Source organism: Gemmatimonadota bacterium (assembly GCA_039715185.1).
Lineage (GTDB): Bacteria > Gemmatimonadota > Gemmatimonadetes > Longimicrobiales > RSA9 > DATHRK01.
In genome coordinates, this window is record JBDLIA010000001.1 from 60,452 (window position 1) to 76,976 (window position 16,525).

Here is a 16,525-nt window from a genome sequence, read left to right on the forward strand (position 1 = left end):
TGGGCCGCGACCGATGACCGTCGGACGGGTCATCCGGGAGGTGGCCGCTCGCCTGGCGGCGCGGCACGCTGCCCACGAGGCGCGCTTTCTCGTGTCCGGCGTTCTGGGGCTCCGCACCGTCGACTTCGGAGCGCGATCTTCGCGCGCCGTGGACCAAGAGGGCTTGCGTCGAGTCGGCGACAGCGTGGAGCGGAGATTGGCCGGAGAGCCGCTCGCCTACATCCTGGGTAACGCGGCGTTTCGCGAGCTGGAGCTCTCGGTGGACGGGCGAGTGCTGATCCCCCGCCCCGAAACCGAGCTCGTCGTGGAGCAGGTGATGAAGCTGCCCGTGCCGGCGGCTGGGCGGGTGTTGGAGGTCGGAACCGGCAGCGGCGCGATCGCCCTCAGCCTGCTGCACGAAGGCCGCTTCCAGCGTGTCGTAGCTACCGACCTGTCCGCGGCGGCACTGGAGGTGGCGGCGGCCAACGCCGGGGCGTTGGGCCTGGCCGAGCGCGTGGACTTCCGGCTTGGAGATGCCTACGATCCCGTCGGGAGCGGCGAGACGTTCGATGTGGTGGTCTCGAACCCTCCGTATGTCGCGGAGAGCGAGCGCGGCTTTCTCCCCGCGGAGGTGGAACGCTGGGAGCCCGCGACGGCGTTGTTCGCCGGCGATGGGCTCGCCGTGATCGGCCGCCTGGTCGCGGGGGCGGGGTCGGTGCTGGCTCCGGGCGGATGGCTCGTTCTGGAAATCGGCGCGGACCAGGGCGTTGCGGCGCGGGGGGCGTGCGTTGCTGCCGGCTTGAGGGGCGTCCGCGTGGTGCCGGATCTGGCCGGGCGGGATCGCATGGTCGTCGCGCGAGCCGCGCGAGGGGAATAGGCAGCGGCGGGTAGCTGTGCGCGTGCCGGGGGGTCGTCGGGCTCCCGTGGTGGGCAAATCACCGGGACAGAGGACGAGGCTGCATGGACTCCAGGGAAGGCACGTTGAGGAAGGCCGAGGAACTCGGGCGTCTGGTCGGGCAGAGCGACGAGTACAAGGCGCTGTTACGCGCGCGCGAGCGCATCGAAGCGGAGGAGTCCGTCTCGGATATGATCCGTTCGCTCGCCGAATTGGAAGAGCAGCTCGCGGCGGCGCTGCGCAGCGGCCAGACACCGGACCCGGAGACGACCGGACGCTACGAGCAGGTGTTCGGAGAGCTCCAGGCGCACCCCGCCTACCAGGGCCTCGTGGCCGCGCAGGCCAACTTCGACAAGGTCATGACCGCGGTGAACGAGGCGATAGCGCAGGGCATGGATTCGGCCGCCCACTCGGGCATCATCCTGCCCTCCTGACACGATCGTGCAACTCGCTTCCCTGCGTGGCGTCGTCTACGGGATCATCGACCCGCTGACCAACTGGCTCGTGGCCCGAAGGGTTCACCCGAACCTGCTGACTACCTTGGGGTTCGCCGTGACGATCGCGGCCGCGCTGGCCTTCGATCAGAACATGGTCCGGAGCGCGGGGTTCCTCGTCCTGCTTGGAGGCTTCTTCGACATCGTCGACGGCCGCGTGGCGCGGCTGAGCGACCTCGGCAGCAAGTTCGGAGCGTTTTACGACTCGACCCTCGACAGGATCAGCGAGATCGTCGTGTACATGGGCATCCTGTCCCTGTACAACGACTACCGGGTCGAGTTGGGCGACGTGAGCATGATCTACCTCGTCATGGCCGCCATGGCCGGCTCCTTGATGGTCAGCTATACTCGCGCCCGCGCCGAGGTGATGGGACTGGACTGCCGCGTCGGCGTGATGCCGCGCGCCGAGCGCGTCGTGCTGATCGGCCTGGCATCTCTCGTGTTTGGCCAAGCCTGGAACGGGATCGCCCTCAAGGGCGTGATCCTGCTTCTGGCGGTTCTGACGAACTTCACAGCTCTGCAGAGGATCGTGTGGGTATACCGCCAGGTGGGCGGCGTCCCGCTCGGGGCTCCGCCAGGGACCCTCAAAGATGAGGAAGCCAGTGAGTAGTTTCGATGTTCGCCCGGCGAGCGGGCGTCTGGGGGTGCTGCTTCCGGGATTCGGCGCGGTCGCGACCACGTTCGTGGCCGGGGTCGAGCTGATCCGGAGAGGCCTCGCGGAGCCGTTCGGATCGGTCAGCCAGATGCAGCGCATCCGACTGGGGAAACGGACCGACGAACGGCAGCCCAAAATCAAGGACTTCGCGCCGTTGGCCAGCCTGGATGACCTCGTGTTCGGCGCCTGGGACCCGATCCCCGACAACGCGCTGGAGACCATCAGGAAGTCCGGCGTGCTGGAAGCCGCCCAGGTTGAGCCGGTGGCCGACGCGCTGGAGGCGCTCGCGCCCATGCCGGCGGTTTTCGACCCCGCCTACGTGAAGCGCTTGAACGGGCCCAACGTCAAGACCGGCGCCAACAAGCTGGAGTTGGGCGAGCAGCTGAGAGCGGACATCCGAGGCTTCAAGGAGTCCAACGGCTGTGATCGCCTCGTGATGGTCTGGTGCGGCTCCACCGAGATCTTCATGAAGCCGGGCCCCGCGCACGAGTCGCTCGAGGCGTTCGAGGCCGCGATGGAGCGCAACGATGACGCGATCGCGCCGTCCATGATCTACGCGTGGGCGGCCCTCAAGGAGGGCGTGCCGTTCGCCAACGGAGCGCCGAACCTCACCGTGGACACGCTGGCATTGCAGGAGTTGGCGGAAGCCAACGGCGTCGCCATCGCCGGGAAGGATTTCAAGACCGGCCAGACGCTGATGAAGACCATCATCGCGCCCGGCCTGAAGGCCAGAATGCTCGGCTTGAACGGGTGGTTCAGCACCAACATCCTGGGCAACCGTGACGGCGAGGTGCTGGACGACCCCGAGTCGTTCAAGACCAAGGAAGAGTCCAAGCTCGGCGCGCTCGAGTATATCCTCCAGCCGGATCTCTATCCCGAGTTGTACGAGGGTTTCTACCACAAGGTGCGGATCAACTACTATCCGCCGCGCGGGGACAACAAGGAGGGCTGGGACAACATCGACATCTTCGGCTGGCTGGGCTACCCCATGCAGATCAAGGTCGACTTCCTGTGCCGGGATTCCATCCTGGCCGCCCCGATCGTCCTCGACCTCGCGCTGTTCATGGATCTTGCACAGCGGGCTGGCCTGAGTGGCACGCAGGAGTGGCTGTCGTTCTACTTCAAGGCCCCGATGACCGCTCCCGGCCTGTACCCGGAGCACGACATCTTCATCCAGCACACGAAGCTCAAGAACACGCTGCGGCACCTCATGGGAGAGGGCCAGATCACGCACCTGGGCATGGAGTATTACGGCGAGTAGGGGGGCAGGGGAGCGGGGCCGCCTCCTCGTATTCGAGGGCCCGGACGGCTCGGGGAAGACCACGCAGGTCCGCTTGCTGCGCGACCGACTGGCGCGCGAGGGGATCCCGCACCTCTTCGTTCGCGAACCGGGCGGAACCGAGCTGGGGGAAGCGCTTCGGCCGGTGATCCTGCGCGGCGCCGAGATGAATCCCCGCTCGGAGCTACTGCTCTACCTGGCCGCGCGCGCCGCGCTGGTGGAGGAGAAGATCCTGCCCGCTCTCGCGGCCGGGACACTCGTCGTGGCGGATCGCTTCTATCTATCCAGTCTGGTCTACCAGGGGTACGGGCGCGGCTTGTCGCTCTCTGAAGTGACTCCCATTATTGAGTTTGCGACCCAGAACCTAAAGCCCGACCTTACCTTGGTCATGGACGTTCCGCCGCGTACGAGCCGAGAGCGTTCGCAGCGAAAGGGTCCCGATCGCATCGAAAGCGCGGACGAGTCCTTCCACGAGAGGGTGCGCGCGGGGTACCTGGAGCTCGCGGCGGCCGATGCGGCCATAGAACTCGTGGACGCGACGCCGGGCGTGCGCGCGATCCACCGCGCGGTGCTTTCCATCCTGGGCCGGCGGTGGCCGGAAACTTTCGCATCTGCCTCGGGTTAGCTAGCTAGGTAAGCAAGGCCGCACAGGCCGAACCGATCCCCCAAAGGGACCGCTATGAGGAAGACCGTCTACATGCCGCTGCTGGTCGGAGCCATCGCGCTCACGACGGGCGGCTGGTTCCTTCAGAAGGGCGCAGCCGAAGAGCTGAACCTCTATTCCCAGGTGCGCATCTTCGAGGAAGTGGTGGACATGGTGTCCAACCGCTTCGTCGATGAGAGCGGCCAGGACGAACTCTATCAGATGGCCGTGGAGGGGCTGCTCAACGAGCTGGGCGACCCTCACTCGATGCTGATGGACCCGGATCAGTACGCGGATCTGCGCCTGACCACCACGGGTGAGTACGGCGGCCTCGGCATCCAGATCGCGGTCCGCAACGGCTGGATCACCATCATCGCGCCCATTCCGGGCACCCCGGCCGAGCGCGCCGGGCTGATGGCTGGAGATCGCATCGTCGAGGTCAATGGGGTGTCCACCGAGGGCTGGACAGAGGACCAGGCGGTGAAGGTCCTGCGGGGGCCGAAGGGCAAGTCGGTCGATATCAGGATCGGCCGTATCGGCGCGGAAGAGCCGATCCCGTTCCGGCTCAAGCGCGACGACATCGAGGTTCGCGCCGTGCCGTCCGCCTACCTGATGGATGACGGCGTGGGGTACGTCGAGGTGGTGCAGTTCAGCGAGTCGTCGGCCGGGGAGGTCCGCGAGGCGGTCGACAGTCTCGTCGATGAAGGCATGACGAGCCTCATCCTCGACCTGCGAGACAACCCGGGCGGGTTGCTCGACCAGAGCTTCGAGATGGCCGACATCTTCCTGCCCGAAGGGGTCGTGATCACGGAGACCAAGGGGCGGGTGGATGACGACAATCGGCGCTACGAGGCCAGCGACCGCGACCACTACCCGGACGTGCCCATGGTGGTGCTGATCAACCGGGGCAGTGCGTCCGCCTCGGAGATAGTCGCGGGAGCGCTGCAGGATCACGATCGCGCGTTGTTGTTGGGGGAGCGGACGTTCGGCAAAGGATCGGTCCAGACGCTGTTCCCGCTGCGCGCGGGGGACTACTTCCTCAAGCTCACGACCGCGCGCTGGTATACCCCTTCGGGTCGGTCGATTCAGGGCCCGTATGGGGTCGGTGCGAGAGCGGAACTGCCTGCCGTGACGGACGACGCGGCGGAGCTGGACGACGACGGCGGACAGGAGATCTTCCACACCGACGGTGGCCGCGAGGTTCTGGGCGGTGGCGGGATTACTCCGGATCTGGACCTCGACGGCGAAATCGACCCGGAGGTGGACGCGTTCTTCAAGGCCATGAACCGGTTCGGGGCGGCGTACAACAACGCTGTCTTCGACTACGCCAACACGTACGCGGCCGAGCACCAGGGCTTGCGGCCCGGTTTCCGGGTGACTCCGGAGATGCTCGGCGGCCTCTATGCGAGACTGCTGGAGGAGGACGAAGTCGAGCTCGAGCGCCCGGTCTACGACGGGGCGCGGACGTGGCTGACTCGTCAGTTGGGCTATCGGATAGCCTACGCCAAGTGGGGGCAGCAGGGGGCTCGGATGCGTTGGAACGCAGACGACCCGGAGGTCGTGACGGCTCGCGATGTGTTGCGCGAGTCGACGACGCCGGCCTCCGTCTTCGCGGCGGCGCAGAGAGTGGAGAACGGGGTCGACTCCGCCGCCCTGGCGGGCGCCGGCGCCGAGGAGGGCCAGCCGTAGGAAGAGCGACGGAGTCGGTGGCGCGATGACAGTTGCCGGGGCCGCGATCTTGCTGGCCACCGGCGCGGCCGTCGGGCTCGTGTCCGGACTTGCCGGAATCGGAGGAGGGGTCCTCATGGTGCCCCTCCTCTACGCGTATTATGACGTCGTCGGCGCGGATGTCCCCTCGGCTGTAGCCCACGCAACCAGCCTTGCCGTGATCGCCCCCACGGCCCTCCATGGGGCGCTGAGGTTCGCCCGCTACGACCTGGTCGCCTGGCGCGCGGCGCTGGCGATGGGCGGGGGGGCTGCTGCGGCGGCTCTGCCGGCCGCGTTGCTCGCCGCTCGCGTCCCAGACCCCGCCCTGAGGGCCGGCTTCGCGCTTTTCCTGCTGCTGACCGCGGCTCGCATGGCGTTGCCGTACAGGCGGCGGGACGACGCGACGGACCGCGCGCCCGGCGCGACCTCGGCGCTCGTGGCCGCTGGCGTTCTGGTGGGCACGCTGTCGGCGCTCCTGGGCGTGGGCGGGGGAGTGGTCGCGATCCCGCTGCTCTACAACGTGGGGCGCCTCCCGCTCCGCCAGCTCGCGCCCACCTCGCTGGCCGTGATCGCCCCGGCCGCCGCGACGGGCGCGATCACCTACGCTCTGTCCGCTGGCGGCGCTCCTGCGCTTGGCTGGAGCCTGGGCATGGTCGACGTCGGCGCGGCGGCGGCGCTCGTCGCGGGGTCGTTGCCACTGGTGGCCGCGGGGGCGCGCCTCAACATCCGCGTGCCCGAGCCGGCCCTGCGCGTCGGCCTAGCGGTACTCCTGGCCGGCGTGGCGGCGCGGCTCCTGTGGGGCCTGCCCTGGTTCTCGTGAGGGGGAGATCCTCCGGCGCGGCCGCTATTTCGACGCCCCGCGGGGGCGTCCAAAGAAGGGGAGCGGGATGACCGAGTGCGGCACGGTGGATGTTCTGCGCGGCGGCCTGATCGAGTCTCGGCACGCCTTTCACGCGGTGGTCGCCGACGGGAGCGGTCGGTCGCTCATGACGCTGGGATCGGCCTCGGTGCCCACGTTCACCCGTTCGGCGATCAAGCCGCTGCAGGCGAGCGCGGTGGCCGCCGACGGCGCCTTCGACGCCTTCGACATGGGTTCGGACATGGTGGCCCTCGCGTGCGCGTCGCACGGCGGGGAGGAGGACCACGTGGCGCTGGCCCGGGCCATGCTGAGCCGGGTCGGCGCGAGCGTGGAGGACCTGGCGTGCGGCCCCCACGAGCCCATGTACGCCCCTGCGGCGCGCGCGCTGGCCGGCTCGGGCACGGCGCCCGGGCGCTTGCACAACAACTGCTCCGGCAAGCACGCCGCCATGCTGGCGCTGGCAGCCCACCTCGGGACCGGATTGGAGGGGTATCACAGGGCGGACCACCCGGTGCAGAGGCGTATGGGGGAGGAGCTGTGTCGCTGGGCAGGGCTCGACGCGGACGCCCTCGAGACGGGCGTCGACGGGTGCGGCGCGGCGACCTTCCGCGTGCCGCTCGCGGCCCTGGCGATCGCGTTCGCCCGTTGGAGCGTGGCCGAGGGCCCGCCGGCCCGCGTGCGTGCGGCGATCGCGTCGCACCCCAGGCTGCTGGCCGGCACCGGGCGCCTGTGCACGGCGATAGTTCGCGAGACCCGAGGCTCGGTCCTGGCGAAGGTCGGCGCCGAGGGGGTCTACTGCGCCTGCGTGCCGGAACGCGGGTTGGGCGTCGCGCTCAAGGTCGGAGACGGCGCGCGGCGCGCGGCGGAGGCCGCCCTCGTGGCGCTCCTCGAAGCCCACGGCGCGCTGGGCGCCGACCAGGCCGCGCGACTCGGCGCCGCGGCCGCTCCGCCCGTGTTGAACACGCGCGGGGAAACGGTGGGCGGCGTCGTGGTGCGGATGCCGGCGGGGGTGGGCGCGCCGTGAGCGGGCAGGTGCGCGGCGCGACGATGACCGGGGAGTTGACGTCGGAGGTGGAGGTCCTGGTCCGGCTGTCGGCGGCGATCGGGGCGGGTCGGTCGGACGAGCGCGAGAGCGCGTTCCGGGACGCGCTGGAGCATTCCCGAGCCGCGGTCGAGGAGGCGCTCCTGCAGAGCCATCTGTTCGCGGGGTATCCGGCGGCCATCGCCGCGCTGGGCCGCTGGCGTGCCCTGGCCGGCGCCTCGGGGGCCGAAGCCGGGCTAGAAGAGGGCGTCGACTGGGCGGAGCGGGGCGCGGCCGTGTGCGAGCGGGTGTACGGAGGACAGTACGGGCGCTTGCGCGCCAACGTAGCCTACCTCCATCCCGAACTGGAACGCTGGATGGTCCGCGATGGCTACGGCAAGGTCCTGGGTCGCCCGGGGCTCGCGCTGGCGGCTCGCGAACTCTGTGTGGTCGCGCTTCTGTGCGCGCAGGACGCAGAGCCCCAACTCTACTCGCACATGCGCGGCGCTTTGCAGGTGGGGTGCACGGAGGAGCAGGTGGAGACGGTGCTGGAAATCGCCGGGCGGATCGTCGCGCCAACGAACGCGCGAGCGGCCAGGCGGGTCTGGGCGAAGGTGCGACAGCGTACCGGCTCGGGAAGAGGCTGATGTTTCTGGATCGTGCGGAAGTCGAGGTCTACGGAGGTACCGGTGGCTCCGGCGCCGAGGCGTGGAGACGCGAAACGGGCGTCGCGCGCGGGGGCCCCGCGGGCGGCGACGGCGGCAAGGGCGGGGACGTCGTGCTCGTCGCCGACGAGCACATGGCCACCCTGCTGGACTACCGGTACCGGCAGCATCACCGCGCCGAAAGGGGCAAGCACGGCGAGGGATCCAACCGCACCGGCAGAAGCGGCGCCGACCTGGAGCTCGCGGTGCCGCGAGGCACGGTCGTGCGCGAAGCGGGGAGCGGAGTGCTCCTGGGGGAGCTCATGGCCGTCGGAGATCGCCTGGTCGTGGCGCGAGGCGGCCGCGGGGGCAGGGGCAACGCCGCGTTCGCGACCCCGACCAACCGCGCTCCACGCCGCTGGGAACCGGGCGAGGAGGGCGAGGAGCGCAGGATAGCGTTCGAACTCAAGCTCATCGCCGATGTGGGACTGGTCGGGCTACCCAACGCGGGCAAGTCGACCTTCCTGGCGGCGGTTTCACAGGCCCGACCCAAGATCGCCGATTACCCGTTCACCACCCTGCAGCCCAACCTCGGCGTGGTGGCTCGCTCCGAGGGCCGCACGATGGTGATCGCGGACATTCCGGGCATCATCGAGGGAGCCCACGAGGGCAAAGGGTTGGGGCTCCGCTTTCTGCGACACATCGAGCGCACGCGTGCGCTCGCCATCCTGGTGCCCGTCGACAGCGCCGACGCGAGCGACGAGTACCGACTTCTGCTGCGAGAGCTGGAGGCGCACTCTCCCGAGTTGGCCGGGAAGCCGCACTGCGTCGTCCTGACCAAGTCGGACCTGCTCGGCCCGGACGACGACCCCCCCAGCATCGACGCGCCCGGCGCGTGGGCGATCCACGTCGTATCCGCGGTGACGGGCGCCGGCCTGGATCCCCTCCTCGAGGGACTCTGGACCCGTGTGGCCCAGGAGCGTTCCGTCGAGTCGGCCCCCCTGAAAGAGGAGCCGTGGCACCCGTAGAGGCGGGGTCCCCTCGGGCGGCTGTGGGCGTATCCACCGCGCCGGGTGAGTCCATCGGCGACGTCGCAGCTCGCGTACGCGCCGCCGGGACACCCACCGATCCCCGGTCGCTGATCGCGCTGGTCGAGCTGACCGCGCGCCACCTGGGCACGCCCGGGCCGATCTGGAGGGCGCTCGACCGGTGGGGCGATCCCCTGCACGCCCTGCGAGCGACGCATGACGCCGGCCCGCGCGGAGCGGCACCCGCACCCCGCCGGGGCTCTGCCGCCGCCGGCGCGGGCGACGCCATCCCCTACTGGGACGCCGACTATCCCGCTCGCTGCTGGCATCTGCCGGATCCTCCGCCCTTGCTGTTCTGCCGCGGCGACCGCGCGTCCCTACGATCTCCGTGCCTGGCCATAGTGGGCACCAGGCGCTGCAGCGAGTACGGCCGCCGCGCGAGCGAGGCGATCTCGGCGTTCGTCGGCTCCCGTGGAATCGTCGTGGTCAGCGGCTTGGCGGAAGGCATCGACGCCGCGGCTCATCGCGCCGCGCTCGGTACCGGCACCGTCGCGGTCCTGGGGTGCGGGCTGGACGTCGCCTACCCGCGCGGAAATCGGTCCCTGCGCGACTCCATCGCGCGCGCCGGCCTGCTCGTGTCGGAGTTTCCGCCGGGCACCCAGCCGCTGCCCTTCAACTTTCCGCGGCGCAATCGCATCATCGCCGCCGTGTCGCAGGCCGTGGTCGTGGTGGAGGCGCCGCATCGAAGCGGCGCGCAGAACACGGTGACCCACGCGCTGGACCTGGGCCTGGAGGTCGGGACCGTCCCCGGTCCGATCGACAGCCCGAGCAGCGCGGGGTCGAACCGTCTTCTGAGGGAAGGTGCCGTTGCGATCACCCGTCCGCAGGACGCTCTGGACCTGATCGAAGAGGCGTTGGCGCCCGGGCTCTTCCGGCCGCCGACCCCCGGCCACGGTGAGGCGGAGAGCCCCTCCGCGAACTCGCCGCGTTGGTCCGCTCGCACGCGGGAAGATCGGCCGTTGGGTGGCGAGGGTGAGCTGTGCCGCGCGCTCGGCGCGGCGCCCGAGCGCATCGACGATCTGGCCGCCCGGGTCGGGCTGAGCGCCGCCGCGGCCGCCTCCGGGTTGATGGAGCTGGAACTGCTCGGGTTGGCGCGGCGTTGGCCGGGCGGCCGCTACTCTCGGCCGTGAGTCGGGGCGGCGCCGGTTCGACTCCGGCGGGTCGGGCGCAACGGCCGGCTCACCCCGGGGTATGCGCCGGACATGAATCCGCGAGCCATCTACGTCCACGCGCCGTTCTGCCGCAGGCGTTGCGCCTACTGCGATTTCGCCGTGACCGTGGCGGCGGACGCCGATCCGCGAACGTGGGCGGAGGCGGTCGCGCTGGAACTGGTCGCCGTCGCCGCGCGGGAGCGCTGGAGCCTACCGTTGAAGCCCCACACGCTCTATGTGGGAGGGGGCACTCCATCGCTGTTCGGCGCCGCTGGCATGGCCGCTCTGCGGCACGCGCTGGCGGACACTGTGGACCTGTCGGGCGTGAAGGAGTGGACCGCCGAGGCCAACCCGGAGTCTTTCGATCTGGCGGTGGCGCGCGGGTGGGTGGACGCTGGAGTCAATCGCCTCAGCCTGGGGGCGCAGACCTTCCACGCGCCGGCGTTGCGCTGGATGGGTCGTTTGCACGGCCCCGATGGGCCGGCGCGCGCTCTGGAAGCGGCCCGTGAGGCGGGCATCACGAACATCAGCCTGGACCTGATCTTCGGACTGCCGGAGCGCCTGGGTCGGGACTGGGGGCGCGACCTCGATTGCGCCCTGCGACTGGAACCCACGCACCTGTCCTTATACGGTTTGACCGCCGAGCCCGGCACGCCGCTGGGTCGGTGGGTGGCCGAAGGCCGTGAGCGACTCGCTGATGGGGACGGCTACGCGGAGGATTACCTGCTGGCGGCCGGGCGTTTGGGCGACGGCGGGTGGGACCACTACGAAGTGTCCAACTTCTGCCGCCCGGGCTGGCCGTCGCACCACAATGAAGCCTACTGGGATGGCACTCCGTACGTAGGCCTGGGTCCGGGGGCGCACAGTTTCGCGGGCTCGCGCCGGTGGTGGAACCTCCGGGACTGGCGCGCGTACCGGAGCGCCGTCGAGCGAGGTGAGGCGCCGGCGGCGGGCGCAGAAACGGTGTCCGGAGAGACTCGCGCGCTGGAGGAGCTGTGGCTGGGGCTGCGGACGGCCGCGGGGGTGGACCTCGTCGACGAAACCGAGATCACCATCGCGCGGGGGTGGGTCAACGCCGGGTTGGCGCTTTTCACCAGCGGCGCGCGGGTGCGACTGACCGCCGAGGGCTGGCTGCTACTGGACAGGCTCGCCGTGGAGCTCTCCGCGAGCGGAGGGCGAGATGCGCGGCGGGAGGGCGCCGGCCGGGCCGCCACGGCGACGGGAATGGAGAATTGAGGGAAGTCACGCAGACGCCACTCAGCGCGCGCGAGCGCCAGGTCCTGGAGGCGGTCGTGCGTACGTACGTGCGCACGGCCGAACCGGCCGGCAGCCGTACGATCGCGCGCGGCTTCGATCTGGGCGTGTCGCCCGCCACGGTGCGCAACACCATGGCCGACCTGGAGGCCAAGGGGTACCTGTTTCATCCGCACGCCTCGGCCGGCCGCATCCCCACGGACCTGGCCTACCGATTCTACGTGGACGCCGTGATGGAGCCGGTGCCGATGACCGCCCAGGAGCAGCGGGCGCTGCTCGAAGAACTCGCGGAGGGCGGCGGCGTGAGCGGCATCGAGTTGTTGCTGCAGCGGGCGGCCGGTGCTCTGGGGGTTCTAACGGGCGAGCTGGGCGTGGCGCTGGCGCCCAACCTGGCGGACGCCGTGCTCGAGCGGCTGGAGCTTGCGCCGCTGTCTTCGGGCAAGGTCGTGCTGGTCCTGACGCTGTCTGGCGGCCAGGCGCGGACCGTCTACATCGAGGTGGGCGGCGAGCTGATACCGGAGGCGGTCGTCGTCGTCGCATCGATCCTGAACGAACGGCTCGCCGGACGTTCGCTGCGCGAAATCCGCGCCACCCTTCCCGAGAGACTGCGCGACTCGGCGCCGCCGGGTGACCTGGCCGCGTCCCATCTGCTGAACATACTGGTGGAGTCGGGCGACGAGCTCTTCGCGCCTACCAAGGCGGCGGCGGGTCGTGTGCACCTGGGCCGCACCAGCGTCCTCGCGCGGCAGCCTGAGTTTTCCTCGGGTGAAGAGCTGAAGAGCCTGATCGAGCTAACCGAGCAGCGGGACCTGCTCGCCACCGTGCTGACCGGGTCGAACTCCGGACAAACCCTCCGCATCACCATCGGTAGCGAGCACGAGCACCCCGAGCTGGGCGCGTTCACGGTGGTCACGTCGCGGTACCACAGCGACGGCGTGTCGGGGGTGATCGGGGTGGTGGGGCCCACCCGCATGCCGTACGAAAAAGTCGTGGCCATCGTGGAACAGACGAGCGGCCTTCTCTCGGTTCTCTACGGTGGCGATCAGTCGCCCCGACTCGACCAACGGTGACCCCGCATGCGTGATTACTATGACATCCTCGGGGTGCCGCGCGGGGCCGACCAGGAGGAAATAAAGAAGGCGTACCGTCAGCTCGCGCTCCAGTACCACCCGGACCGGAATCAGGGCGACGGGCAGGCCGAAGAGCGCTTCAAGGAGGCCACCGAGGCGTACGAGATCCTGCGCGACGCGGACAAGCGCGCGGCTTACGATCAGTACGGACACGCCGGGGTGAGAGGAGCGGGTGGGGCCGGGTTTTCGGGATTCGACTTCTCGGACGCGCTGGAAATCTTCATGCGCGAGTTCGGGGGTTTCGGCTTCGCGGACATGTTCGCCGGCGGACGCGGCGGCCGCAGGCGTTCGCCGCGCGGGGCGGATCTTCGTGTCCGGCTCCCCATCACGCTCGCCGACGTGGCGTCCGGGGTGAAGAAGACCATCAAGGTGCGTCGCCAGCAGCCGTGCGAGCCCTGCGGGGGATCCGGCGCCGCCGAGGGGACGGGCGCCACGGTGTGTGACGGCTGCGGGGGTAGCGGAGAGGTGCGTCGTGCCCAGCGCTCTCTACTGGGCCAGATCGTGACCCTGGGGCCGTGCCCGCGCTGCGACGGCGACGGGCAGCGGGTGGAGCACCCGTGCGCCACGTGCGGTGGATCGGGAACCGCGCCAGGCGAGAAGAAGCTGGACGTCGACGTTCCGCCGGGCGTATCCACGGGCGACTACATCACCATTCGAGGCCAGGGCAACGCCGGCCGCCGCGGTGCGCCTCCGGGCGACGTGCTGGTCGTCCTGGAGGTCGCCGAGGATCGCAGGTTTCGGCGCGACGGCGCGGACGTCCTGTTCGAGCTACGGGTGACGTTCTCCCAGGCGGCGCTGGGTGCCGAGCTGGACATACCCACGGTCGATGAGGAGGCGCGCCTGAAGGTCCCCGCGGGGATCCAGTCGGGCAGCCTGCTGCGTCTGCGGGGGCGCGGCTTGCCCCGACTCCGAGGCGGCGGGCGCGGCGATCAGATCGTGCGCGTCAGCGTGTGGACACCCGACCGCCTGGACGACGAAGAGCGGGCCGCCCTGGAGGCGTTGGCGGAGGTCGAGCGGGCGCCCCCCGGCCCGGAGACCGACGCCGGCGATCGGGGATTCTGGAGCCGCGTCAAGGAGGCTTTCACGGCGTGAGCGCGCCACGCCCCGGCACGGCGCGGCGATGATCGACCCCGAGGACTGGCTGCGGGTTTGGGTCGGCGTGGCGCCGGGCGACGCGGACGCGGTCGCCGTCGCCGAGGCGCTGATCGCGGCCGGTGGCACCGCCGTCGAGGAAACCCCGGAGCGCCTGGGCACCTACCTGCCGCTGAGCGGAACGCCGGAACAGAGGATAGCCGAGGTGCGCGCGGCGCTGGCCTCGGCGGGCCTGCGGACACCCCCGGAAATAGGCTGGAGCATCGAAGCGGCGCGCGACTGGGCCGTGGCCTGGAAGGCCGGTCTCGGCGCCCGCCGGGTGGGCGCCCGCATCGTGCTGCACCCGTCCTGGATAGAGCCCGCCGCTCTGCCCGAAGACATCGCCCTCGCGATCGATCCGGGCATGGCGTTCGGCACCGGAGAGCATGCCACCACCCGCGGGGCGCTGCGCCTGCTAGAGGCCGCGCTGCGGCCAGGGATGACCGTGCTGGACGCCGGCACCGGGAGCGGAGTGCTCGCGATCGCGGCGCGCAGGCTGGGGGCCAGCCACGTGGTGGGCGTGGATGTGGACGGCGAGGCGGTCGCTACGGCCGCCGCCAATGTGCGCGCCAACGACTGCCAGGGAGGCGTGCGTCTCGAAGTCGCGGCCGTCACCTCCGCCTGGTTGGGGTCGTGTCCCCAAAGTCCGTTCGATCTGATCCTCGCGAACATTCTTAGCGGCGTGCTGGTGCCTCTGCTGACGCCCCTGAGCGATGCTCTCGCGCCGGACGGCGCGCTGATCGTGTCGGGGATCCTGGAGGACGAGGCGGGGGTCTTCCGGGCGGCGGCCGAAGCGAAGGGGTTGAGCACCGTACGTGAGGACATCGAGGACGGCTGGTGGAGCGCCCTGCTCGCCTGATCCCCGCTTGCGCTCTCCGGCCGAAGCCGCCGACACTACACCGCGTCGATGCACACACAACCCGCTCGTCCGAAGGAGGATTCGCATGCGTCAGTATCTGACGGAGTTCATCGGCACGTTCTTTCTCGTGTTGACGATCGGACTCGTCGTCGCCGACGGAACCGCCATGGGGCCCCTCGCGATCGGGTCGGCGCTGATGATCATGGTGTACATGGGCGGGCACGTCTCGGGCGCGCACTACAACCCCGCGGTGACGCTCGCGGTCTTCATGCGCGGAGGCATCGAATCTCGCTGGGTGGCCGGTTACTGGGCCGTGCAGCTCCTGGGCGCTCTGGCCGCCGCCGCGGTCGTTGGCGCGGCGACCGGCGCCACATTCGCGCCCGCGCCCGGGCCCGATGCGTCGGCCGGAGGCGCTCTGGCGCTCGAAGCCCTCTTCACCTTTGCGCTCGCGCTGGTGGTCCTGAACACGGCCACAGCCGACGAGACGAGCGGCAACTCGTACTTCGGGCTGGCGATCGGCTTCACGGTCATGGTGGGTGCGTTCGCCGCCGGGCCCATCTCCGGAGGCGCGTTCAATCCCGCGGTCGGCATTGGACCCATCGTCTGGCACTCGGTGGCGGGCGGGGGCGGCTACGGGGACCTGTGGCTGTACCTGGTCGGCCCGCTGGCCGGCGGGGCGCTCGCCGCGGTCGTGTTCAAGGCCCAGCACCCGGGTGCCTGAGCCGGATTACGCCGGGTCGGTCGCGAGCGCGCGCAGCCGGCGGCCGACCCGATTCGCGGCGAGGGTGGCTCCAACGATTTCGCGTCGCTCGAGATCGTCGGCGCCCGCGTGGCCCCACAGACCGGCTAGCGCGAGCGCGACGCCCTGGCGGATCAGCTCGTTCCCGGTGTGGGGCCCGGGCGCCCCTGGGGCGGGAAGCGGAAGCAGCATCGGCGGACGGTCCGTTGCGATCTGCAGAGCCGCGACCAAGCGTGCGTCACCGGCTACGCTGGGGTGTTTCGCCCAGGAAAGGGGCGGCGACCGCAACACGAGCAGTCCCGGCAGAGACCCCGACCGTGGCAGAGCCCACGCGGACGCACCGCCAGCCGTCTCCTGCGCTTCCTCCAGGGTCGGCGCGATCGCGCCCGATCCCCTGGTCAGCGTGCGAACTTCCTCTACGAATTGAGGTCCGTACATTGCTCCCTCCCGCACGCAGGGTGGGTCTCGGGGCCGCGCGCGGCCATGGCGGATCGGGACCCGGCCCGGCAGCCGCGGGGCGAGGCCTATCGGTCGCCCGTTTCGGTGGTTGCTGGGCCCGCCCGCGCCCCGCAGCTTGACTGTCGGTGGCAATCGAGTACGCTCCGACGGGCCCGGCCGTCGTCGGGCCTAGACGAGGAGGGCGCATGGGCGAGAGCGGATGCATTTTCTGCGCGATCGGCGCGGGCACGATGAGCGCCGACATGGTGCACCAGGACGACCGGGTGATCGCGTTTCGCGACGTCGCTCCCAGGGCGCCCGTGCACGTCCTGATCATTCCGAAGCGACACCTGGCCTCGGTGGACGCCGCCGGCGCGGAGGACGAGGAGCTGCTCGGCCACCTCTTTTCCGTCGCGCGCGATGTGGCGCGGGCGGAAGGCCTGGTGCCGGACGGGTATCGGCTCGTGGTAAACAGCGGTCCGGCCGCCGGACAGACGGTCGACCACCTGCACGTGCACCTGCTGGGCGGCCGCGAGCTCGGCTGGCCGCCGGGCTAGCG

Annotated in this window: 18 protein-coding genes; 17 read left to right on the forward strand and 1 reads right to left on the reverse strand. The window is 70.5% G+C overall.

Annotation, left to right across the window (positions count from 1 at the left end):
* Positions 1 to 13 precede the first annotated feature (13 nt).
* The 16 genes from prmC (at position 14) to ABFS34_00345 (ending at position 15,510) form a co-directional block, all read left to right on the forward strand.
* The gene (gene prmC / locus ABFS34_00270; protein MEN8373861.1) at positions 14 to 856 is read left to right on the forward strand and encodes a peptide chain release factor N(5)-glutamine methyltransferase; all 843 of its coding nucleotides are present in this window, start codon (positions 14 to 16) and stop codon (positions 854 to 856) included.
* A gap of 83 nt (positions 857 to 939) precedes the next feature.
* Positions 940 to 1,308, forward strand: coding sequence for a YlbF family regulator (locus ABFS34_00275; GenBank protein ID MEN8373862.1), 369 nt, complete (start codon positions 940 to 942; stop codon positions 1,306 to 1,308).
* A gap of 7 nt (positions 1,309 to 1,315) precedes the next feature.
* The gene (locus ABFS34_00280) at positions 1,316 to 1,978 is read left to right on the forward strand and encodes a CDP-alcohol phosphatidyltransferase family protein (GenBank protein MEN8373863.1); all 663 of its coding nucleotides are present in this window, start codon (positions 1,316 to 1,318) and stop codon (positions 1,976 to 1,978) included.
* Complete coding sequence (locus tag ABFS34_00285; protein MEN8373864.1) at positions 1,959 to 3,284, forward strand: inositol-3-phosphate synthase; 1,326 nt, start codon at positions 1,959 to 1,961, stop codon at positions 3,282 to 3,284. The genes ABFS34_00280 and ABFS34_00285 overlap by 20 nt, the downstream gene beginning before the upstream one ends.
* Positions 3,271 to 3,927 (forward strand): dTMP kinase, encoded by a 657-nt coding sequence (gene tmk, locus ABFS34_00290; protein MEN8373865.1) that lies wholly within the window; start codon positions 3,271 to 3,273, stop codon positions 3,925 to 3,927. The genes ABFS34_00285 and tmk overlap by 14 nt, the downstream gene beginning before the upstream one ends.
* 54 nt (positions 3,928 to 3,981) lie before the next feature.
* Positions 3,982 to 5,634, forward strand: a complete 1,653-nt coding sequence (locus tag ABFS34_00295) for a S41 family peptidase (GenBank protein ID MEN8373866.1) — start codon at positions 3,982 to 3,984, stop codon at positions 5,632 to 5,634.
* A gap of 25 nt (positions 5,635 to 5,659) precedes the next feature.
* Entirely contained in the window at positions 5,660 to 6,472 is an 813-nt protein-coding gene (locus ABFS34_00300) for a sulfite exporter TauE/SafE family protein (protein MEN8373867.1), read from the forward strand.
* A 67-nt stretch (positions 6,473 to 6,539) separates the two neighbouring features.
* Entirely contained in the window at positions 6,540 to 7,535 is a 996-nt protein-coding gene (locus ABFS34_00305) for an asparaginase (protein ID MEN8373868.1), read from the forward strand.
* The gene (locus ABFS34_00310; protein MEN8373869.1) at positions 7,532 to 8,179 is read left to right on the forward strand and encodes a carboxymuconolactone decarboxylase family protein; all 648 of its coding nucleotides are present in this window, start codon (positions 7,532 to 7,534) and stop codon (positions 8,177 to 8,179) included. Before ABFS34_00305 ends, ABFS34_00310 begins: the two co-directional genes overlap by 4 nt.
* The gene (gene obgE, locus ABFS34_00315) at positions 8,179 to 9,204 is read left to right on the forward strand and encodes a GTPase ObgE (GenBank protein ID MEN8373870.1); all 1,026 of its coding nucleotides are present in this window, start codon (positions 8,179 to 8,181) and stop codon (positions 9,202 to 9,204) included. Before ABFS34_00310 ends, obgE begins: the two co-directional genes overlap by 1 nt.
* Complete coding sequence (gene dprA, locus ABFS34_00320) at positions 9,192 to 10,394, forward strand: DNA-processing protein DprA (GenBank protein ID MEN8373871.1); 1,203 nt, start codon at positions 9,192 to 9,194, stop codon at positions 10,392 to 10,394. Before obgE ends, dprA begins: the two co-directional genes overlap by 13 nt.
* A gap of 72 nt (positions 10,395 to 10,466) precedes the next feature.
* Entirely contained in the window at positions 10,467 to 11,651 is a 1,185-nt protein-coding gene (gene hemW / locus ABFS34_00325) for a radical SAM family heme chaperone HemW (protein ID MEN8373872.1), read from the forward strand.
* Complete coding sequence (gene hrcA, locus ABFS34_00330; protein MEN8373873.1) at positions 11,648 to 12,739, forward strand: heat-inducible transcriptional repressor HrcA; 1,092 nt, start codon at positions 11,648 to 11,650, stop codon at positions 12,737 to 12,739. Before hemW ends, hrcA begins: the two co-directional genes overlap by 4 nt.
* A 6-nt stretch (positions 12,740 to 12,745) precedes the next feature.
* Complete coding sequence (gene dnaJ / locus ABFS34_00335; protein ID MEN8373874.1) at positions 12,746 to 13,891, forward strand: molecular chaperone DnaJ; 1,146 nt, start codon at positions 12,746 to 12,748, stop codon at positions 13,889 to 13,891.
* Between the two features lie 28 nt (positions 13,892 to 13,919).
* Positions 13,920 to 14,789, forward strand: a complete 870-nt coding sequence (locus ABFS34_00340) for a 50S ribosomal protein L11 methyltransferase (protein ID MEN8373875.1) — start codon at positions 13,920 to 13,922, stop codon at positions 14,787 to 14,789.
* A gap of 85 nt (positions 14,790 to 14,874) precedes the next feature.
* On the forward strand, positions 14,875 to 15,510 hold the full coding sequence (locus ABFS34_00345) for an aquaporin (GenBank protein ID MEN8373876.1): 636 nt from the start codon (positions 14,875 to 14,877) through the stop codon (positions 15,508 to 15,510).
* 6 nt (positions 15,511 to 15,516) lie between these two features.
* Here ABFS34_00345 and ABFS34_00350 read toward each other — a convergent pair whose 3' ends face one another.
* Complete coding sequence (locus ABFS34_00350) at positions 15,517 to 15,966, reverse strand: hypothetical protein (GenBank protein ID MEN8373877.1); 450 nt, start codon at positions 15,964 to 15,966, stop codon at positions 15,517 to 15,519.
* Positions 15,967 to 16,172: 206 nt separating this feature from the next.
* Here ABFS34_00350 and ABFS34_00355 point away from each other — a divergent pair, with 206 nt between their 5' ends.
* On the forward strand, positions 16,173 to 16,523 hold the full coding sequence (locus ABFS34_00355) for a histidine triad nucleotide-binding protein (protein MEN8373878.1): 351 nt from the start codon (positions 16,173 to 16,175) through the stop codon (positions 16,521 to 16,523).
* Positions 16,524 to 16,525: the final 2 nt, after the last annotated feature.